Origin of the sequence: Variovorax sp. N23 (assembly GCF_025486315.1) — a bacterium.
GTDB lineage: Bacteria > Pseudomonadota > Gammaproteobacteria > Burkholderiales > Burkholderiaceae_C > Variovorax.
In genome coordinates, this window is the sequence record NZ_JAOOPY010000004.1 from 137,495 (window position 1) to 156,234 (window position 18,740).

The following is an 18,740-nucleotide window of genomic DNA, read 5'->3' on the forward strand; positions in this document are numbered from 1 at the left end:
GATGGCTATGGGGATGCCTGGAGGTTGAGATTGCGTTCCAGCCTGCGCAGGCTGGACATCAGGAGATAGTTGATCGCGAGGTAGACGAGGCCGGCACCGAAGAAGACCTCGTACGGCGCATAGGTCTCGGACGTGAGAAGGCGAGCAGTGCCAGTCAGCTCGAGCAGCGTCACGGTACTGGCCAGCGAGGTCGCCTTGCAAGTCAGGATGACGTCGTTGCCCAGGGCCGGGAGTGCTGTTCGCATGGCCAGGGGCAGATCAATCCGCCAGAACGCGTGTGCCCGGCTGAGCCCGAGCACGAAGGCGGCTTCACGAATCCCCCTTGGAATGGCGTCGAGCGCGGCGGCCAGGGTCTTGCCGGCGTAGGACGCCGAGTTGAGGCCGAGAGCGATCACGACGCACCAGAACGGGTCCCGCAGGACCGGCCACAGATGCGAATCGCGCACGAACTCGAATTGACCTGCGCCGTAGTACAGAAGGAACAGCTGCACTAGCGCCGGGGTACCCCGAAAGAACAGTACGTAGGCATTGGCCGCGGCGCGCAGTCCCCGGAACCCCGAGTTCTTGCATAGGGCGACCGGCAACGCCAGTGCGATGCCCACGAGAATGACCAACGCGGTGAGCACCAGCGTGAGCCTGGCGCCGGTCAACAGCGCAGGAAAGATGGACCAGAGGAGGGCGAGGTCGAACATGTCGGATCACCTCGCCGCCAGGGGCAAGGTCTCGCGCTCGGCCCATTCGAGGCAGAGCGTCATCAAGGCGGTCAGTGCCAGGTAGATGCAAGCTGTCGCCAAGTACATCGTGAACGGCTGGCGCGTGGAGCCCGAAGCTTCGGCAGCCTTTCTCATGAGTTCGTCGCACCCCACGATGGAAACGATGGACGTTTGTTTGAGCAGCACGATCGATTGGTTGCCGAAGGGAGCCAGCGCCGCACGGGCGGCCAGCGGCAACACGACCGTCCAAAGCGTCTGGAATCGGGACAGGCCCAGCGTTCGAGCGGCCTCTCGTTGCCCGGTGGGTACCGCCAGCAGGGCGCCGCGGGCGATCTCGGCAACGTAGGCGCCGAAGGACAGGGCCAGCGCGACGACGCCCGCCACGAACGTGTCGACCTCGACGTGTCGGCCGGTCAGGGTGGCCAGCGTGAGCGACCCGCCGAAGAACACAGCGAAGACGATCAGCAGATCCGGTACGCCTCGGGCGACCGCGGCGTAGGCATAGCCCAGCGCCTGTAAGGGTCGATATCCCGAGAGCTGCAGCCAGCAGCCGCCAATGCCCAGGAGCGTGCCAAGCAAAAGCGCGGCCGCCGCGAGCTTCAATGTGGTCAGGGCGCCCAGCAGCAACTGACCTTCGTAGCCATGAAGGATCTCCATTTCTCTTGCCTCCGAGCTACATCAGCTTGAAGGGGAAGTACTTCGCCGTGATGCGGTCGTAGGTCCCGTCGGCGCGGATGGCTTCGAGGGCCGCGTTGACCTTCGTGAGCGTCTTCGGATCATCCTTTCGCACGGCGATGCCATTGCCTTCGCCGAGAAGCCCGCCCTTGAATTCCGGGCCGACGAAGGCGAAGTTCCGCGCTTCGGGCGTCTTCATGAAGCCCACGAAGTACGTCACCATGTTGCCGAAGATGTATTCGACGCGCCCTGCGACCAAGTCGAGTTCGGCGGCCTGTGGGGTGTCGTAGAAGCGCAGGTCCGAGTTCTTGTAGTCATGGCTCAAGTAGGCGGCCTGGATCGAGCCGCGTTGCACGCCGATCGACTTGCCCTTGAGCGCCTCGGGGCTGACTTCCGCAGGGGCGTCCTTGCGGGCGACGAACCGTGAGACGGTCTCCTTGTATTTGGTGGAGAAGGCCACGCGCTGGCGGCGTTGTTCGGTGATCGCCATGCTGGCGACGATCAGGTCGAACTTTCGGGACATGAGGCCCGGCAGCATCCCGTCCCAGTCCTGGGCGACGATCTCGCATCGGGCTTTCATCTTCTCGCACAGCGCGTTCGCGATGTCGACATCCCAGCCCTGCAGCGTTCCCTGTGCATCCTTGAAGCTCCAGGGTGGATAGGTGCCCTCGGTTGCGATGCGATAGTTGTCCTGCGCTTGAGCGACGCCGACCCAGAGTAAAGACGCCGTTATTAGGAAGATCCATTGACGCAGGATCTTTAGACAACGTGCGAATGAGTTCATGAGATGACCTTGAAGAGATCGATGCAGTGGCACGATCGTCAAGTGAAATCAGCACACGCACAACGCTTGCGCGCCAAGCAAACGGTTGTTCGGCTGAGTGTCGAAAGTTGGTCCTCGGAGTACGCTCCGAACAGCAATCAGCCCTTGCATGACAGTAAAACTGCATCGAAGGTATCGAGATGGAAGCGGTACTGAGAATCGCGCCGGACCCTCGGGAACAGTGAAGGAGCTACCGCGATGGATAGATGGCCGGACGGATCGCTATCGTTACGGCGACGACTCGATATGAAAGACGATCTCTGTGGCCGCGTTAGCGGTACCAGTGCTAGCCGGCAGGCCGTGGCGCCCAATGAGAAATGGCTCGCTGACATCACGGAGGTCCAGATCTCCGCCGGCAATGTCTATCTGTCGCCAATCATCGACTGCTTCGACGGGATGGTGGTGAGCTGGACCATCGGTACGAATCCGAACGCCGCGCTCTTCGACACAATGCTGGATGCAGCCATCGAGACCGTGGCAGATACAGTTGATCGGCCAGTAGTCCACGCTGATCGCGGCGGGCACTACCGTTGGCCAGGCTGGCTATCGAGAATGAGCGACGACGCAGGCGGCGGCCGACGGCGTCAACGGCAGTCAGGCGACCCGGTCAACGCCCAGCGAGGTGCTGTCAACGCGCCTTTCCGCTTTTTCATTGCTACCCGAGTGTGGCGTTTGACGCCCAGGCCGGCGCGATCACCGCCGTGATCGGTCCCAATGGCGCAGGCAAGAGTACCTTGTTCAACCTGATCAGCGACGCCATCCGTGCGAGCAGCGGCACCGTGATGTTCGAAGGTCGCGAACTGACCGGCGCCGCACCGCGCCAGATGCTGGCGGCTGGCTTGGCGCGCTCTTCCAGATCATCAACCTGTTCTTCGCGCCAACTCGTCGCGCTTGTCGGCCAGCCCGAATTGCGACGTCGACCTGTTGATGGCGCTGTCTGTTCACGTGATCGTGATGCATCAGGGGCAGACGCTCGCGGAGGGCGCACCGGCGACGTTGCGCGCCAACCCGTCCGTGCGGGCCGCCTATTGCGGCGAGAGACACGAGGATCCCGAGACATGCTCGAATCGACGGAGGTACCTACCTGCTACCGTCCGAACCACGTGCTCCAAGGCATTAACCTGCGCGTGGAGGCCGGTGAAGTGGTGGGGCTGTTCGGTCGCAACGGTGTCGGGAGGCCACAGTCATCAAGACGATTGCAGGGCGGGTCCAGCCCACGCGCGGCCGCTTGCGTTTCGCCGAGCAGGACTTCACTGGTGCCGCGCCCGAGCAGGTGTGTCGGCACGGCATCGGCCTGGTGTTGAAGGACCGCCGCATCTTCCCCGGCCTGACCGTGGAAGAGAACTTGCGCCTGGGCCTGCTGCAGACGCCGCGCCGTACGCGAGCCGAAGCGCGCGCCAGGCTCGAGGGGATCTACGAGCGCTTTCCGCGCCTGGCCGAGCGGCACCGCCAGACCCACACCAACGACGTGCTCATGCCGCGTGACGGCATCCGCTGGGGCACCAACGGCGTCCCGGGCAAGGGCGTGGACCTGAAGATTGTCGACCTCGACGGCCACATGGTGCCGAACGGCCAGACCGGCGAGATCGTGGTGCGCAGCCGCGGCGTGTTCCATGGCTACTGGAACAAGCCGGAAGCCACCGCGGAGGTGCTCCGCGACGGCTGGGTGCACACCGGCGACATCGGCAAGATGGACGACCAGGGCTACCTGACCTTCATCGGTCGCATCAAGGAAATGATCAAGATCTCCGGCTTCAGCGTGTTCCCGGAAGAGGTCGAGTCGATCCTGATCCTGCATCCCGATGTGGGGCAGGTCGCCGTCATCGGCGTGCCGGACGCGGTCAAGGGCGAAGTGGTCAAGGCATTCATCGTGCCAAGCGGCGATGCCGCCCAGCCGTTCAACTGCGACACCTTGCTTGCGTGGGCCCGCGAGAACATGTCGCACTACAAGGTGCCGCGGCAACTTGAACTGCGCGAATTGCTGCCCGCCACAGGCACCGGCAAGGTGTTGCGGCGGCTTCTGAAGGCTGCGTGAGCATGGCTCGCGCAGCCACGCAGGCATGGGTGCGCAGCAGCTACAGCTCGGGAAGGCAAGCTCACTGGTGCTGACTGCAAGGCAGTGAGCGCAGAGCAGAATGGAGATCGGCCGGTTGCTGCCGAGACCGGAGTGAGCCACCGCGCCGACCTTCGACTGCGCCACTTGTTTATCCCTGGCGTCCAACAGGCGTGCGGGTCTGAGAGCCGCTCGTGTGGCTCACGGGGCCGTCGGCACATGAGCCAAAAGGGGCTCATTTCTGCATCGACGCCAACAGCATTGAGCCCTGGCGCAGCGCCGGCACCGCAGTTGCGGCCAGGACAAAAATCAGCCCGAACTGCGCAGCCAGCGTAGCAATATGACGTCGCGCACCTTGAGTGAAACGAGATCACAGCCGCGAAGCTTGCTGTCGATTCCCAGATTGAAGAGTGCGAGTTCGCGGATCCGATTTTCCATTTGGAAGCGGACTCGGAGCGCTCAGATATCCTTTGGTTTGAAGGGCGCCTTCTGAACGACGATCTTCCCTTGTTCCACGGTTCACGACGAACAATGTTGGCTTCTAATCCCATGATGGTCTCCCATCGAGTTGAGGGACCAGAAAGAGTGCACGTCATTGAGGTTGGTGTCCAACGCTATGCTTGTCGTTCCGAAGAACCGGATGTCCGTTTTAACGGATGGACAAGCGGATGCCTCACGCGTCGACGAGCTAAGTAAGCACGCGGCGAACACATCTTGACGATGGCCGCAGCGTGCGGCCATCGCGAGCAGGCCGTCAGCTCAGCTGCCAGTGATGCGGCAGCAGTTCGTCGATGCGGCTATGCGGCTGCGTCGGCAGGCGTAGGAACACGTCCTTCAGATAGGCATATGGATCGTGCCCATTGAGCTTGGCTGATTGGATCAAGCTCATGACGGCTGCGGCGCGTTGACCAGCACGCAGGCTCCCAGCGAACAGCCAGTTCCCTCTGCCCACGGCAATAGGCCGGATCTGGTTCTCCACCCAGTTGTTGTCCGCAGGCAATTTGCCGTCGTCCAGGTAGCGCGTCAGTGCAGCCCAGCGCTTCAGGCTGTAGTTCAGTGCTTTGGCTGTCCCTGAGCCGTCCGGGACCTTGAGCCGCTGCGCGATCATCCAGGCATGCAGTGCCTCGGCGATCGGCCGACCTCGCGCTTGGCGGATGCGATGCCGCTCATCTGCGTCCAGATCCTTCACCTCGCGCTCGATCTCGTAGAGCCGGGCGAAGTACTGGATGCCTGCCTCGGCGATCTGGCTCTTGTTGGCCGTGTGCAGTTCGACGAACTTGCGCCGGGCGTGTGCCAAGCATCCAGCTTCGACGACGCCCTTGGCCAGCAGGGCCTTGTAGCCCGAGTAGTCATCACATACGAGCGCGCCGCGCCATTCGCCCAGGAAGTCCTGAGCATGCTGGCCAGCCCGGCTGTCGGCGAAGTCGTAGACCACGCCCTTCATGCCTTCGAAGGCGCCTGGTGTGTAGGCCCACAGGTAAGCGCGGTGCGTCTTGCCGGTGCCAGGCTTGAGCATCGCTACCGGCGTCTCGTCGGCATGCAGCACTCGATGAGCAAGGATGGCGTCCTTGAGCGCATCGACCAGTGGTTGCAGGCGTACGCCACAGGCGCCGACCCACGCACCGAGCGTCGAGCGCGGGATGGCCAGGCCGGCACGCCCGAAGATCGCTTCCTGGCGGTACAGCGGCAGGTGGTCGGCGTACTTGGCCACCATCACCTGCGCCAGGAGGCCGGCCGTGGGGATGCCCTTGTCGATCACCTGGGCCGGCACCGGCGCCTGGATCAGCGTCTGGCAATTCGCGCACGCCCACTTGCCTCGAACATGCCGCTCGACGGTGAACACGCCGGGAACGTAGTCGAGCTTCTCGGCCACGTCCTCGCCGATGCGCCTGAGCGCACAGCCGCACGTGCAAGTGGTCGACTCGGGTTCGTGGTGGATATCGACGCGCGGCAGGTTTGCCGGGAGAGGCGTGCGGCGCGGCTGCTGCTTGTCCTCGGTCTTGGGCGGCGGGCGAAGCTGCTTGAGCTCTTCTTCGATGGCGGCCAGGTCGGCGTCAAGCGTCTCTTCCAGAAGGCTGGCCTGCGCCGCGTCGAGCTTCTCGCTGCTCTTGCCGAAGCGCAGGCGCTTGTACTGTGCGAGCTCGTGGGTGAGCTGGTCGACCTTGGTGGACTTGAACGTGATCTCGCGCGTGAGCGTCTCGATCGAGCGGTCCTTGGCCTCGAGCAAGCGCTGCTGCTCGGCGAAGCCATCAATGAGCCGGAGGGTCACCTCGTGCAGTTGCTCTGCACTGAGGCCCTTCAGTTGTTCGGCGTCCACCATGAGCACGCAGAATGCCGCCCGAGCGTGTGAGTGTCATCGGCGTTTGCCGCAATTGCACGGCTGCCGTGCGATCACACCACGGTAATGACGCCCGCTGAACCTATGCGCTGCCAGGGCAACCCGAGCACGAGCGCGTCGAGCTGCTCACGCGTCATCGCCATCTGCGTGCCCAGGCCCGCGTTAGCCCAGAGGAATCGACCCTGGTGCAGACGACGTGCGCACAGCCAGATTCCGATGCCATCGTGCACGAGGACCTTCATGCGATTGGCCCGTCGGTTGGCGAACAGGTAGGCATGGTGTGGCTGCGCGGAGCCGAACACCTTCACGACGCGCGCGAGCGCCGTCTCCATGCCGGCGCGCATGTCGATCGGCTCGGTGGCCAGCCACACGGCGTCGACGCGGATCAACGCAGCCACTCGCGCAGCCAAGCTGCGCATGACGAGGCCGACTCCACAGGCCAGTGCACGACTGCGGTGACGCTGCCTCGCTTCAGTTCAACGCGGATGTCGCGAGCCGGCATCTGGGCTTCAGGCTGCACATCGAGTGCGATGAAGTCGGGCATCGGCAAGGTCGCAGCGTCAGTCGACTTCGGCGACGCCGCCTTGCGATCGTCGGCGCGCCACCTGTGCATCACGTTCGCGTTCAGGTTGTACAGCCTCGCGATCGCCGCGGCAGACGCATCGGGTTGCCGGCACGCTTCCAGGACCTGCGCCTTGAACTGCGCGCTGTGCCTGCGACGGGTGGCCCGCTTAACCACACCATCTATCGTGTCCACATCATTCATCGCGGACACGATGCCTGCCAACTCTCAGGCAATCAAGATGACTTCACCGCGCGCTTACCGAGCTAAGGCGGCACTTAGCGGAATATCTCTGCCGTGCGCTGAGGACGAGCTAGAAAGCAGCCATCAAGGGGAACGCCGCATCTTTTGCGAGCGGGTTTGATGGAGTTGATCGCATGTGGGAGCTGACCCTCGTAAACTCCCTGGAGCTGCTGAAGGGTCTGACGGGCGCGACTGCTACTTTGCCGGAAGCAGATCGCGTGCGGAGATCGGCAGGCGGCGCACCCTGCGGCCCACAGCGTTGAAGACGGCGTTCGCCACCGCGGCCGCGACACCAGGGACGCCGATTTCGCCCAGACCGCGCACTCCGAGCGCATTGAAGCGCAGGTCGGGCTCGCCGACGAACAGCACCTCGATGTCGGGTACGTCCGCGTTCACGGGCAAGTGGTAGTCGGCCAGGTTGTCGTTGATGATCCGACCGACGTTGGGGTCGAACGCCGTCTGCTCCATGAGCGCCATGCCGAGCCCGAACACGATGCCCCCTTTGAGTTGGCTGGCTGCAAGCAACGGATTCACGATGCGTCCACAGTCGAACGAACTGACCACCCGGGCGATCCTGATCCGGGCGAGTTCCTCGTCGATGCGAACCTCCACGAAATGTGCGCCGAAGGAATAGAAGCTCAGGGCCTGCGTGTCCGGCTTGCCGGCCGATCGGGCCGTGGCTTCCACCGTGGGCAGGCGCAGGAAAGCCAGTTGCGCCAGCATGTCGTCAGGCCTTGGTTCGGTCGCGGGGCGCACCTGCGTCACCGCCAGCCGGTGCGCGAGCTTCTGGCGTAGTTCGGTGCAGGCAGCCTGAGCCGCGGGGAGCACGCTGGCCGTCGACTTGGACCGCCCCGCTGTCGGCGTTGCAGGCAGGTCGGAGTCTGCCATCGCCACCTTCACTGCGCTCGAAGGCAGGGCGAGTTCGGTCGCTACCACTTGCACCAGGATCGTGGCCATGCCGGTACCAATGTCGGTCGCATCGGTCTCGATGAGGGCGTAGCCGGAGGCATGAAGCGTGACGCGCACGCTTGCTGGCAATGCGGGGGCTGGATAGGCAGTGGTCGCCATGCCGTAGCCCACCCACTCGTGACCTTGACGCCGGGATCTGGGTTGCGGCGCTCGCACAGACCAGCCAAACTTCTTCGCGCCCTGCTCGTAGCAGGACGCAAGGTGGATGGACGACCAGTCACGGTCGTGCAGGGCGTCGCGGTGCGGAAAGTTCTGAACTCTGAAATCGATGGGATCCTGTCCCATCTGGCATGCCAGTTCGTCGACCGCCGACTCAAGCGCAAACGAACCGGGGGTCTCGCCCGGCCCCCGGAAGGGCGTGGGTGTGGGAATCGGACGCCGCACCACGTGATGGCGGACTTCCAGATGCGCCGTGGGATACAGCGCCAGCGTGTTCAAGCCGCAGGGCTCGAAAAAACCGCCGTGCAAGGAGGTTGGCGTCCAGGTGTCATGGCACACCGATGCGAAGCGGCCGGACGCATCGGTCTCCAAACGCACGTCCTGACGGGTCTCGCCACGATGCCCCGTGGCAACCGACATGTCGGCACGTGAGAGTTGAAGCCGGACGGGCCGCGACAGCGCGCGTGCAAGGTGCGCGGCCAGCGCCTGGTGCGGCCACATCTGGTTCTTGCTGCCGAAGCCGCCGCCGACGAAGCGCGACTTGACGCTGACCTGCTCGGTCGCCACGCCGAGGGACGCGGCAATGTAATCGCGCGCAGCACCCACACCCTGCGTCGAATCGTGCACCGTCACGTGATCACCCTCCCAGAACGCCAAGGTCGCGGTCGGCTCCATGGGCTGGTGGTGCTGGGTCGGCGTTTCATAGGTGGCTTCGACGCGGTGCACCGTGGAGGAGGGTGCGGGCACCATGCCCGCACTCACCTGCATTTCCTCGCCGAAGAAAAAGCCCGGTTCCAGCACCTGTTCACCGGGCTGGATGAGGGCGAGTGCGACACGCTGCGCGTCATAGCCCACCTCGATGCACCGTGCACCCAGCCGCGCGTCCTCCAACGATTCGGCAACCACTACCGCGATCCATTGGCCGCCGAAGTGGATGTCGGGCGTGCACAGCGGCCGCCAGGCCTGGAGCCGTCGCTCGGCCCCGTCCGCCAGCGCGCCAAGCCCCAACTCCTCGGCGCTCAGACGCGCGGCTTCGGCGCCGGGATGCCAGCCGATCCGCCTGGCTGCGTCGAGATGCGTATAGACCGCCACTACCCCCGGCACGTCCTCTGCGGTGCGCGTGCTCAAGCGGGTGATCGTGCCCTTAGCGATGCTGGCGCGCACGCCCACCGCGTGCAGGGTTGCGGCACGCTGTACGTCGGCTGCGTACCTCGCCGATCCCGTGACCTTGGCGATTGCATCGGCGCGCGGCACGGCCTGCCCAACAAGAGACAAAGTCGCGTCGTTCGGCGGCTTCTCGCCGGACGGGTCCTGGTTCTGGGCTGGGTTCAATGCAGCATCTCCAGCAGCCGCCGCACGGCCCCGCGTGCCATGTCGAGCTTGTGCGCGTTCTGAGAAGTCGGGCAGGCAGAAGCAAGAAGCGCATCGCAGAAGCGCTCCAGGAGCGCTGGCGTGGGGACTTGTCCCCGGAGGATCGATTCCGCGGCCGGGATGCGCCACGGCACCGTGCCGACGCCGCCCAGCGCGATCGCGACATCGCCGATCCGATGGCCCTCCCTCGACAGCGATGCGGCGACCGACGCGGTGGCGAACTCGTACGAGGCGCGGCCACGCAACTTAAGATAGCCGCTGACCCGCTCCGACGTCGGCAACCCTGAGGCCGAGGTCGTCCCGCCCGCAGGGAGGTCCACATGGGTGATGAGCTCGTCGGCAGCCAGCACGTGTTCGCGTTGAGGCGTCTCGCCCGGCGTTTGATAGAAGTCCGCGAAAGGAAGTCGTCGCGTGCCGCGCAGACTGCGGATGTGGACATGGGCGTCCAGCGCGAGCAGCGCGACCGCCAAGTCCGATGCGTGAACCGCGTTGCAGGCCCGGCTCACGCCGAGCACGGCATGAGCGCCGTTGACGCCATCGATGGCGTCACAGCCCGCGCCGGGACTGCGCTTGTTGCAGCGCCAGTCGGCCCCGCGAAAGTAGGTGCAGCGCGTGCGTTGCAGAAGATTCCCGCCGATGGTGGCGACATTGCGGATCTGTCCCGACGCACCTGAGAGCAGGGCTTCGGACACGGCCATGGCATGACACCTCACGAGCGGATGCCGCGCCACATCCGTTTGGTTGGCCAACGCGCCGATGCGCAGCCTGCCATCCTCCACGGTGACCTCGTCGAGTTCGAGCGCCGTGATGTCGAGCACCGTGGTCGGCGTCTCGACACCGAGTTTCATCAGATCTACGAGCGTGGTACCGCCTGCGAGTACGCAAAGTCCCGGCCTGCCCATATGTGCCAGTGCTTCCTCGATGCTGCCTGCGCGCAGGTAGTCAAACGGAACCATGGCCACGAACCTCCTCGATTGCCGCGACGATGTGGGGATAGGCGCCGCACCGACACAGGTTGCCGCTCATCAGCTCGCGGATGGCGCAACGGCTCGTCGCACAGGGATCGGCCGCGACTTCGACGGCCGACATGATCTGGCCCGGTGTGCAAAAGCCACACTGGAGCGCGTCGTGGCGCACGAAGGCCGCCTGCACAGGATGCAGCGCTTCGGCAGTTCCGAGACCTTCCACGGTGGTCACGCTGCGACCTTCGAGCGTGACCGCCAGTCGCAGGCACGACAGTGAGCGACGTCCGTCCACCAGGACCGTACAGGCGCCACATTGACCGTGGTCGCAACCTTTTTTCGCGCCCGTGAGACCCAGCTGCTCGCGCAGCAGGTCCAGCAGCGTGGTGCGCGTATCCACCTCGGACACCGCGGGGCGACCGTTGACGTTGAAGGCGACCTCGGCTTTCATGGCGTCAGTCGATCAGCAGGCCCGCCTGACGCAGGCGACCCTTCATCGCGTCGAAGCCACCCTCGTATTCCCAGTTCTGCACGGTGTCGTGCGGGCACTGGATGAAGATGTGGTCCTCGGTGATCGAGAGGATGCGCTCGATCTTGATGACCTTCTCGACGAAGTGCTCGTTGGGCATGGCCGCCGTCACCAGCTTGCCCGCCTGGTCGTAGCCGTGGAAGACCTTGGCGGGTCGGATGCGCGCGGAGATGTATTGCATGAAGAGCCTCTTGAGGTTGTGAAACAGAAAGCGAGCTGGGCGGGTGCCTCAGACCGGATGGAAGAAAAGGGAGCGACGGAGCGGTCCTCAGGCCGCCTGATGGAGCCAGCACGCCACGCGATGCACGTCGCTGTCGGCCTGGGATACGCCCAGCAGCGGCGGCGCCGAATCGCGACAGCGCGGCATGACGTGCGGGCAGCGTGTGTGGAACCGACAGCCCGACGGCGGATTCAACGGGCTGGGCAGGTCGCCCTTCATCGAGACGCGCGCACGGCGAGGTACGCTGGGCGGCAAGGGCTCGGCGATGGAGGAGAACAGCGCCTGCGTGTAGGGATGCAGCGGCTGCTGCCACAGCAAACGCTTGGGTGCGATCTCGACGATCTCTCCAAGGTACATGACGGCGATGCGATCCGCCAGGTAGCCGATGACCGACAGGTCGTGGGAGATGAAGAGGTAGGCCGAGCCGCTTTCGGACTGGAGCCGGCGCAGCAGGTTGATGATCTGTGCTTGGATCGAAACGTCCAGGGCCGACACGGGTTCGTCGCACACCACAAGACTGGGCTCCAGCGCGATCGCACGCGCGATCGAGATACGCTGGCGCTGTCCGCCAGAGAGCTCGTGCGGATGGCGGTCGGCGTGGTCAGGGTGAAGTCCGACCCGCGCGACCAGCGCCTCGACGCGCTCGGCCTGCTCGCGTCGTGTACCGACGTCGTGGACGGTGAAGGGCTCGGTCAGGATCTGGCGGATCGTGCGACGCGGATTCAGCGACGCGTAGGGGTCCTGAAAGACCATCTGCATCTGACGCCGGACCGGGCGCAGTTCGCGACGCGACAGCTGGCTGATGTCTTCGCCCTTGAAAGTGATGCTGCCTTCGTCGGGGTCGTGCAGTCGCACGATCGTGCGGCCCAGCGTCGACTTGCCGCAGCCCGATTCGCCGACCAGGCCCAGTGTCTCGCCTGCCCGGACCTGCAGGTCGACCCCGTCCACGGCACGGACCATGCCACCCTGGGTGGCGTGGTACTTGACCAGGTTCTTGACGTCAAGCAATGGCGGGTGCATGCACGGTTCCAGTGGGAAGGGGATCGACGGCTCCGGCCTTGAAGCAGGCGACCAGGCAGGAGTCCAGCGGTTGAAGTGGAGGGGTGCTGGCGGTGCAGGAGACGTCGCCGCGGCTGCAACGCTCGGCGAACGCGCACCCTCCGCCGAGGCGGTCCAGCGGCGGGACGGTGCCGTGGATCTCGTTGAGCGGCGCGAAGTCGCCATCGACCGACATGTCGGGCCGCGGCACGCTGGCAAGCAGTGCGCGGCTGTATGGATGTGTCGGCGCGGTGAAGAAGGTCTCGGCGTCCGCCTCTTCGACCTTGCGCCCTGCGTACATCACCATCACGCGCTGCGACCATTCCGCCACGACGCCAAGATCGTGGGTGATCAGGATGACCCCCATGCCGAGTTCGCGCTTGAGCCGGTCGATCAACTCGAGCACCTGCGCCTGGATCGTGACGTCGAGCGCGGTGGTGGGCTCGTCCGCGATCAGGACCTGGGGGCGGCAGGCCAACGCGATGGCGATCACGATGCGCTGGCGCATCCCGCCCGACAGATGGTGCGGGTACTGATGGAACCGCACTTCCGGTTCCGGAATGCCGACCAGGTTCATCAGGTCCACCACGCGCTGGTGCGCCGACCCGGCTGAGCCGGGTTCGTGCTCTATCACGCTCTCCATGATCTGACGACCGACAGTCATCAGCGGATTGAGGCTCGTCATGGGCTCCTGGAACACCATGGAGATGTCCTTGCCGCGCACGGCGCGCATCTGCGGCTCGTCGAGCGCCAGCAGATCGCGGTCGCGCAGCAGCACCTGACCGCCTGCGTTGCGTGCGATGCGCTTGGGAAGCAGCCGCATGATCGAGTACGCTAGCATGCTCTTGCCGCATCCCGACTCGCCGACCACTGCCAGCGTTTCACCCGCCGAGACATGCAGGTCGACTTCGTTGACGACCGGAAACCATCGCCCCGACCTGGAGAGAAATTCGGTGCGCAGGCCGCGCACCTGAAGAATGGTCTCTGAACGGCTCATGACTTGTGCCTTGGGTTCAATGCTTCGTTCAATGCGTCGCCGATCAAATTGATCGACAGCACGGTCAGGAGCACGGCGATGCCGGGAATCGTGACCATCCACCATGCGGTGCGGATCGCGGCGCGGCCCGCGCCGATCATGAAGCCCCACGTCATGATGTTGGGGTCGCCCAGGCCGAGGAAGGACAGCCCGGACTCGAAGAGGATCGCGGTGGCGACCATCAGCGAGCCTGCGACGGTGATCGTGGAGAGCACGTTGGGCAGGATCTGCACCAGCATGATCCGCATGTCGCTCATGCCCAGCGCAAGGCAGGCCGAGGTGAACTCACGGTTCTTCACGCTGATGACCTCGGCGCGGACCAGCCGTGCCAGCGGTGCCCATGACACGATCGCGATGGCGCCCACCACATTGGGCAGCGTCGAGCCGAGCACGGCCACGATCACGATGGCGCCGATGAACGTCGGGATGGTCTGGAAGAACTCTGTCACGCGCATCACCGCCGCGTCGACCCGCCCGCCGTAGTAGCCGGCGACGCCGCCGACCACCGTGCCGAGCACGACGATCACGAGTGCGGCGACGAACCCGACGATCAGGGAAATGCGCGCACCGTAGGCGATGCCGGCCGCGATGTCGCGCCCCAGCATGTCGGTGCCCAGCAGGAATTCGCCGAAGGGCTCGCTGAACGGCGCGCCCAGCATGTCGTAGGGGCCCTCGGGAAAAAGCCATGGCGCGCCGAGCGCGAGTCCTGCGACGAAGACCAGCAGGAGGAGGCCGATGGCCCCTTGCGGCGTGCGCAGCATCCGGACTAGCAGGCCGGGTGCTCTGAAAAGAATATCAGGGCTTGACATGGATTGAATCGCTAGCGGCGCCGCTCGGGAGACCGGTTTTGAGGAGTGACTTGCGGCGTGCGGGAGCCTTGCGCAGCTCGATGCGCGGATCGACGACGGTGTAGACCACATCGACGATGGCGTTGGTGATGACCACCAGGATCGAGCTCAGGAAGAAGATCCCGAGCAGCAGGTTCAGGTCGCGCGAGAACAGCGCCTCGAACGCGAGCAGGCCCAGGCCTGGCCAGCCGAAGACGGATTCGACGATGACCGAGCCGCCAAGCATGCTCGAGACCTGCACGCCGGCCATCGTCAGCACCGGAAGGATCGCATTGCGTAGCGCGTGACGGTAGACGATCTTTCCGTTGGCGAGCCCCTTGGCGCGCGCCGTGTTGATGAAGTCCATCCGCAGGGTCTCGAGCATCGACGAGCGCATGAGCCGCGTGTAGAGCGCCATGTAGAAGAAGGACAGTGTGAGCGCGGGCAGCACCAGGTGGTGGGCGACGTCCAGGACGTGGCGCACGCCGGTGGTGGTTGCTCCGACCACCGAGATGCCGCTCGTCGGAAACCACGGCAGATGGATTGCGAAGGCGATGATGAGCATCAGACCGACCCAGAACAGTGGCGTGGCATAGGTGACGATCGCAAAGGTGACGATCAGGTTCGCGGCCCAGGTGCGGTCGCGCACGGCGGCAATCGCACCCAGCAGGATGCCGAAGCCCACAGAGATGACCATCGAAGCGGCCATCAGCAGGGCGGTGGCGCCCAGGCGTTCGAAGATGAGCCCGGCCACGCCACGCGAATGGCGGAACGAGTAGCCCATGTCGAAGACCAGGATGTTCTTCATGTACGACAGGAACTGCACGTACATGGGCTGGTCCAGTCCGAACTGGGCCCGGATCTGCGCCATGTACTCCGGGCTGGCCGCGCCAGACTCTCCGGCCATGACCTGTGCCGCATCGCCGGGTGCCAGCCGGATCAGAAAGAAGTTGACGACCACGATGGCCAAGATAATCGGCAGCCCGTGGATCAGACGACCCAGGACGTACCTTCCTCGCGATGCCCACATTGGCATTCTCCTGATGATTCGAAGAGCAGGTGAGTCGACGCCGAAGCGCCGACGGGTGCAAACGGCTTGGGTCTAGCGGCTCACCCAGGTGTCGTACAAGCCGCCACGCAGGCCCAGCGGGGAGGTGATCAGGTCGTTGACGCGCCGGTTCTGCACGGCCACCAGGTCCATTTCCATCAACCAGATGATCGGGCTGTCGTCGACCAGCAGACGCTGCAGCTCATGGAACAACTGGTTGCGCTTGGCGCGGTCGGTCTCCGTCTGAGCGGCTTCCCAGCGCTTATCTACTTCCGGGTTGACATACTGCGAGACATTGCCGAAAGGCACCTTCGGGTTGATCATCTTGGACCAGGTCTGGCGCTGCACGCCCAGCGTCGGATCCGCCATTCCGATGGACCAGGTCGACGTCATGTGGAAGTCGTACTCGTTGTGCACCTGGCGTACGAAGGTCGGGTAATCGCGGCTGCGCAGTTCAACTTCGATGCCCACGCGAGCCAGTGCCTGCTTGAGGTATTCGCCCATGCGGCGATAGTCTTCACCGAAGGGCGAGACGTCGTGGATGATCTTCGTACGCATGCCGTTGGCGCCGCGCTTGAGGCCGGCCTCGTCCAGCAGACGATTGGCGATCTCCAGTCGATCCTTCACGTCGAACTTGATGACGCCCTGGTCGGTGTAGGCGCCCGACGCCTTGACGAAAGACGAGATCGGTCCGACGGCGGGTTTCCCGAAGCCGTACCAGACGTTCTTCGTGATGAAGTTCCGGTCGATCGCATAGGCGATGGCTTGACGAACCCGCTTGTCGTCCAGCGGTGCCCGCTTGACATTGAGTTCGAGCATCATGACCGGAGCGATGGCTTCATAACCGCCCTTGGCGATCGTGAGGTTGGGGAGCTTCTCCAGGCGGCGCATCTCCACCGGATTGATCGTGCCGAAAGTGGCCACGTCGATCTCGCCGCGCTCGACGGCCGCAGCCCGCGTCGCGCCGTCGGCGATGAAGCGGAAGATGAGGCGATCGAGGTACGGCCGGCCGGGCCGCCAGTAGTTCTCGTTGCGTGCCAACTCGATGAAGTTGCCCTTCTCCCACTTGACGAACTTGAACGGGCCGGTGCCGATCGGCTGGTTGACGGCGGGGTTGTTCCGGAAGTCGGTTCCCTCATAGAGATGACGCGGAACGATCGGCGCTTCGAGACTGGAAAGCCCCATCAGCAGGGGCGGGTAGGCGTACTCCAGGTTGAGCACCGCGGTCCGGGCGTCCGGCGCATCGATGGAGGTCACCGGCCCCAGGTTGCCCTTGCCACGCGGGTGGTATTCCTTGATGACCTTGAGCAGAGAAAACTGCACGTCGGCGCTCGAGAAGGGCTTGCCGTCGTGCCACTTCACGCCGTCACGCAGCTTGAAGGTGACCTTCTTTCCATCGGGGCTGACCGTCCAGGATTCTGCGAGGGACGGCTTGGGCTGCAGATTCATGTCGTATTCGAGCAGGCCGTCGAAGATCTTTGTGGCCAGTTCTGCAGTGGTCGGGGCGGAACTCAGCGCATTGGTGATCAAGGCGGGCTCGGGCGATGTGGTGATCACCACGGTGCCGCCCGGTTGCGGCGCAGCACCGGCCGTGGTTGTTGCCAGAACGACCGCTAGCGCACAGGCGAGATGGCGAAGACGCTGGACTGACTTCATTCGGATACTCCTGAGGTGAGGGATGCGAGACGACGGTGACATTGCAAATTCCGGGCCAGTTTCATTGATAGTGAAAATTCAAATCGTTCCGGCCGCTGCGACTGGCGCTGTATGGCTCGACCCTTCCTAGAACATGCTGGAGGGAAACCAGGGGCGGGTCCGAACCAAACGGGAGCCTAAAACCCCAAAACGATGCGCCTAATGCACCGAGAAGTTATCTTCTCAGTGAAAATATTCAACCCGGGAATACGCAAATCGGCAGGCACGTTCATCAGTGATATAAGTGTCGGCGCTGGACGGAGGGGCCGCCGGCCATTTCTTAGTTCGATCACGGATGGGAAGCCACATGGTTGTCGATGACGACTTGGATACTGAGACGTTGCAAGGGTTGGGCGATCGCCTGCGCAAGCTGCGTGCAGAACGTCACATGACGTTGGCGGCGCTTTCCGTCAGGAGCCAGATTTCAGTGGGAATGCTGAGCAACATCGAGCGAGGAAAGACTTCACCTTCACTAAAAACGCTGGATCGGCTGCGGATCGCACTGGGTGTGCCGCTCGCGAGCTTTTTCGACACGGACGCGGGGCAGAGCCAGGAGCGCGCGGTCGTGACGCGTGCTCATCAACGATCGACGCTGCTGTTCAGTGAATCCGGCCTGACGAAAGAACTGCTTTCCCCGGCAGGTCACCGCGAGCTCGAAATGCTCATTTTGAGCATCGAGCCTGGTGGTAGTTCAGGTGCCGACCCATGGCGCCGCGTCGGCGAGAAGTGCGGGATGGTGCTGCAAGGAAAATTCGAACTGCAAGTGGGCGAGCAGCGGTACGTTCTCGATGAGGGCGATTCTTTTCAATTCGACAGTGCGCAACCGCATCGCTTCACCAACGTTGCGCCTGGAACCACGCGAGTCATGTGGATCATCAAGTCTGAGGAGGCCGGGTAAAGGTCCGCGACCCCGACAGCGGATGCCTTCATTGCGAACTTTGTGTGGCGGTGATTTGGAAGTCGGGTGATTGCGCATGGCTCGATACCGGCCAGATGCCGGTGTCTCGCGCGTCAACGCGGCGCTGCGGGCTCGGTATCGGCCTTGTCGGGGCCTGTCGCCACTTCGTCCGCCCGCGGCGGTGCGTGCTTCTCGTGCCATTCCGCGAGGGAGTAATCGGGAAAGGTGTCGTAGCGTTCGTCGCCTTCCTTTCCTTCCATCCGGACCCACGAGGCCTTGGAGTCCAGGGACGCGTGCACGTTGGCCGGTGGCGGTGGCAGCGGCGTGTCGATCGCGCCGGCGTTCGGGTGGACCAGGTCGGGCCATGTCGGATCCCACATCCACAGGGCGCCGCCGCAGACACCGCAGAAATCGCGCTGGCCGGCGCTCTGGTGCTGCTCGCCGTCCTTGTCGAGCATGTCATCGCAAGTAAAGCCGGCGCCGATGCTGCGGGCAAGGTGCAGTTCTCATCGGAATACGACCCATCGGACGTTCGCTACGGGGCATACGCGAGCCATGCGCAGGCCCCTGCGTACATGAAG

Annotated in this window: 18 protein-coding genes and 4 pseudogenes; 5 read left to right on the plus strand and 17 right to left on the minus strand. The window is 64.2% G+C overall.

Features of this window, described 5'->3' with window-relative positions:
- Nucleotides 1-5: 5 nt before the first annotated feature.
- Genes N8A90_RS07950 through N8A90_RS07960 form a run of 3 tightly spaced genes read right to left on the minus strand, consistent with a single transcriptional unit; the run spans nucleotide 6 to nucleotide 2,172 of the window.
- Complete coding sequence (locus tag N8A90_RS07950; protein WP_262074149.1) at nucleotides 6-692, minus strand: ABC transporter permease; 687 nt, start codon at nucleotides 690-692, stop codon at nucleotides 6-8.
- 6 nt (nucleotides 693-698) lie between these two features.
- The gene (locus tag N8A90_RS07955) at nucleotides 699-1,370 is read right to left on the minus strand and encodes an ABC transporter permease subunit (RefSeq protein ID WP_262074151.1); all 672 of its coding nucleotides are present in this window, start codon (nucleotides 1,368-1,370) and stop codon (nucleotides 699-701) included.
- Between the two features lie 16 nt (nucleotides 1,371-1,386).
- Entirely contained in the window at nucleotides 1,387-2,172 is a 786-nt protein-coding gene (locus N8A90_RS07960; protein ID WP_262074152.1) for an ABC transporter substrate-binding protein, read from the minus strand.
- 336 nt (nucleotides 2,173-2,508) lie between these two features.
- Between N8A90_RS07960 and N8A90_RS07965 the strand changes: the two are divergent.
- The 4 genes and pseudogenes from N8A90_RS07965 to N8A90_RS07980 form a co-directional block, all read left to right on the plus strand.
- Nucleotides 2,509-2,826, plus strand: a pseudogene (locus N8A90_RS07965) (DDE-type integrase/transposase/recombinase); the annotation flags it as partial.
- An 86-nt stretch (nucleotides 2,827-2,912) separates the two neighbouring features.
- Entirely contained in the window at nucleotides 2,913-3,515 is a 603-nt protein-coding gene (locus N8A90_RS07970; protein ID WP_262074153.1) for an ATP-binding cassette domain-containing protein, read from the plus strand.
- Nucleotides 3,398-3,649: pseudogene (locus N8A90_RS07975) on the plus strand (ATP-binding cassette domain-containing protein); the annotation flags it as partial. The gene N8A90_RS07970 and the pseudogene N8A90_RS07975, both read left to right, overlap by 118 nt.
- A gap of 12 nt (nucleotides 3,650-3,661) precedes the next feature.
- A pseudogene (locus N8A90_RS07980) lies at nucleotides 3,662-4,246 on the plus strand (class I adenylate-forming enzyme family protein); the annotation flags it as partial.
- Between the two features lie 360 nt (nucleotides 4,247-4,606).
- On the opposite strand, the pseudogene N8A90_RS07985 reads toward N8A90_RS07980, so the two are convergent.
- The 13 genes and pseudogenes from N8A90_RS07985 to N8A90_RS08045 all read right to left on the minus strand — a co-directional run.
- Nucleotides 4,607-4,815, minus strand: a pseudogene (locus N8A90_RS07985) (integrase); the annotation flags it as partial.
- A 203-nt stretch (nucleotides 4,816-5,018) separates the two neighbouring features.
- The gene (gene tnpC / locus N8A90_RS07990) at nucleotides 5,019-6,584 is read right to left on the minus strand and encodes an IS66 family transposase (protein ID WP_262074155.1); all 1,566 of its coding nucleotides are present in this window, start codon (nucleotides 6,582-6,584) and stop codon (nucleotides 5,019-5,021) included.
- A 71-nt stretch (nucleotides 6,585-6,655) separates the two neighbouring features.
- The gene (gene tnpB, locus N8A90_RS07995; RefSeq protein ID WP_262074157.1) at nucleotides 6,656-6,991 is read right to left on the minus strand and encodes an IS66 family insertion sequence element accessory protein TnpB; all 336 of its coding nucleotides are present in this window, start codon (nucleotides 6,989-6,991) and stop codon (nucleotides 6,656-6,658) included.
- Complete coding sequence (locus tag N8A90_RS08000; RefSeq protein ID WP_262074159.1) at nucleotides 6,988-7,368, minus strand: transposase; 381 nt, start codon at nucleotides 7,366-7,368, stop codon at nucleotides 6,988-6,990. Before N8A90_RS08000 ends, tnpB begins: the two co-directional genes overlap by 4 nt.
- A gap of 234 nt (nucleotides 7,369-7,602) precedes the next feature.
- On the minus strand, nucleotides 7,603-9,867 hold the full coding sequence (locus N8A90_RS08005) for a xanthine dehydrogenase family protein molybdopterin-binding subunit (protein WP_262074160.1): 2,265 nt from the start codon (nucleotides 9,865-9,867) through the stop codon (nucleotides 7,603-7,605).
- A complete protein-coding gene (locus N8A90_RS08010; RefSeq protein WP_262074161.1) occupies nucleotides 9,864-10,862 on the minus strand; it encodes an FAD binding domain-containing protein in 999 nt (332 codons plus the stop codon). The genes N8A90_RS08005 and N8A90_RS08010 overlap by 4 nt, the downstream gene beginning before the upstream one ends.
- Nucleotides 10,849-11,319: a (2Fe-2S)-binding protein gene (locus N8A90_RS08015; RefSeq protein WP_262074162.1), complete on the minus strand. Its 471-nt coding sequence runs from the start codon at nucleotides 11,317-11,319 to the stop codon at nucleotides 10,849-10,851. Before N8A90_RS08015 ends, N8A90_RS08010 begins: the two co-directional genes overlap by 14 nt.
- Nucleotides 11,320-11,323: 4 nt before the next feature.
- Nucleotides 11,324-11,578, minus strand: coding sequence for a hypothetical protein (locus tag N8A90_RS08020; protein ID WP_262074163.1), 255 nt, complete (start codon nucleotides 11,576-11,578; stop codon nucleotides 11,324-11,326).
- An 87-nt stretch (nucleotides 11,579-11,665) separates the two neighbouring features.
- A complete protein-coding gene (locus N8A90_RS08025) occupies nucleotides 11,666-12,637 on the minus strand; it encodes an ABC transporter ATP-binding protein (RefSeq protein WP_262074164.1) in 972 nt (323 codons plus the stop codon).
- Nucleotides 12,618-13,652 (minus strand): ABC transporter ATP-binding protein, encoded by a 1,035-nt coding sequence (locus tag N8A90_RS08030; protein ID WP_262074165.1) that lies wholly within the window; start codon nucleotides 13,650-13,652, stop codon nucleotides 12,618-12,620. Before N8A90_RS08030 ends, N8A90_RS08025 begins: the two co-directional genes overlap by 20 nt.
- Nucleotides 13,649-14,500 carry an ABC transporter permease gene (locus N8A90_RS08035; protein WP_410087649.1) on the minus strand — a complete coding sequence of 284 codons (852 nt, stop codon included), beginning with the start codon at nucleotides 14,498-14,500 and terminating at the stop codon, nucleotides 13,649-13,651. The genes N8A90_RS08030 and N8A90_RS08035 overlap by 4 nt, the downstream gene beginning before the upstream one ends.
- Nucleotides 14,487-15,554 (minus strand): ABC transporter permease, encoded by a 1,068-nt coding sequence (locus tag N8A90_RS08040; protein WP_316044011.1) that lies wholly within the window; start codon nucleotides 15,552-15,554, stop codon nucleotides 14,487-14,489. Before N8A90_RS08040 ends, N8A90_RS08035 begins: the two co-directional genes overlap by 14 nt.
- 66 nt (nucleotides 15,555-15,620) lie before the next feature.
- Nucleotides 15,621-17,222, minus strand: a complete 1,602-nt coding sequence (locus N8A90_RS08045) for an ABC transporter substrate-binding protein (RefSeq protein WP_262074168.1) — start codon at nucleotides 17,220-17,222, stop codon at nucleotides 15,621-15,623.
- A gap of 346 nt (nucleotides 17,223-17,568) precedes the next feature.
- Here N8A90_RS08045 and N8A90_RS08050 point away from each other — a divergent pair, with 346 nt between their 5' ends.
- The gene (locus N8A90_RS08050; RefSeq protein ID WP_262074170.1) at nucleotides 17,569-18,159 is read left to right on the plus strand and encodes a cupin domain-containing protein; all 591 of its coding nucleotides are present in this window, start codon (nucleotides 17,569-17,571) and stop codon (nucleotides 18,157-18,159) included.
- A gap of 113 nt (nucleotides 18,160-18,272) precedes the next feature.
- Here N8A90_RS08050 and N8A90_RS08055 read toward each other — a convergent pair whose 3' ends face one another.
- The gene (locus N8A90_RS08055; RefSeq protein WP_262074172.1) at nucleotides 18,273-18,617 is read right to left on the minus strand and encodes a GFA family protein; all 345 of its coding nucleotides are present in this window, start codon (nucleotides 18,615-18,617) and stop codon (nucleotides 18,273-18,275) included.
- Nucleotides 18,618-18,740 lie beyond the last annotated feature (123 nt).

Coding starts and splice junctions, on each gene's coding strand:
- N8A90_RS07950 (WP_262074149.1), bottom strand. CDS start 692: ATGTTCGACCTCGCCCTCCTCTGGTCCATCTTTCCTGCGCTGTTGACC.
- N8A90_RS07955 (WP_262074151.1), bottom strand. CDS start 1,370: ATGGAGATCCTTCATGGCTACGAAGGTCAGTTGCTGCTGGGCGCCCTG.
- N8A90_RS07960 (WP_262074152.1), bottom strand. CDS start 2,172: ATGAACTCATTCGCACGTTGTCTAAAGATCCTGCGTCAATGGATCTTC.
- tnpC (WP_262074155.1), bottom strand. CDS start 6,584: ATGGTGGACGCCGAACAACTGAAGGGCCTCAGTGCAGAGCAACTGCAC.
- N8A90_RS08000 (WP_262074159.1), bottom strand. CDS start 7,368: ATGAATGATGTGGACACGATAGATGGTGTGGTTAAGCGGGCCACCCGT.
- N8A90_RS08010 (WP_262074161.1), bottom strand. CDS start 10,862: ATGGTTCCGTTTGACTACCTGCGCGCAGGCAGCATCGAGGAAGCACTG.
- N8A90_RS08015 (WP_262074162.1), bottom strand. CDS start 11,319: ATGAAAGCCGAGGTCGCCTTCAACGTCAACGGTCGCCCCGCGGTGTCC.
- N8A90_RS08020 (WP_262074163.1), bottom strand. CDS start 11,578: ATGCAATACATCTCCGCGCGCATCCGACCCGCCAAGGTCTTCCACGGC.
- N8A90_RS08025 (WP_262074164.1), bottom strand. CDS start 12,637: ATGCACCCGCCATTGCTTGACGTCAAGAACCTGGTCAAGTACCACGCC.
- N8A90_RS08030 (WP_262074165.1), bottom strand. CDS start 13,652: ATGAGCCGTTCAGAGACCATTCTTCAGGTGCGCGGCCTGCGCACCGAA.
- N8A90_RS08035 (WP_410087649.1), bottom strand. CDS start 14,500: ATGTCAAGCCCTGATATTCTTTTCAGAGCACCCGGCCTGCTAGTCCGG.
- N8A90_RS08040 (WP_316044011.1), bottom strand. CDS start 15,554: ATGCCAATGTGGGCATCGCGAGGAAGGTACGTCCTGGGTCGTCTGATC.
- N8A90_RS08045 (WP_262074168.1), bottom strand. CDS start 17,222: ATGAAGTCAGTCCAGCGTCTTCGCCATCTCGCCTGTGCGCTAGCGGTC.
- N8A90_RS08050 (WP_262074170.1), top strand. CDS start 17,569: ATGGTTGTCGATGACGACTTGGATACTGAGACGTTGCAAGGGTTGGGC.
- N8A90_RS08055 (WP_262074172.1), bottom strand. CDS start 18,617: ATGCTCGACAAGGACGGCGAGCAGCACCAGAGCGCCGGCCAGCGCGAT.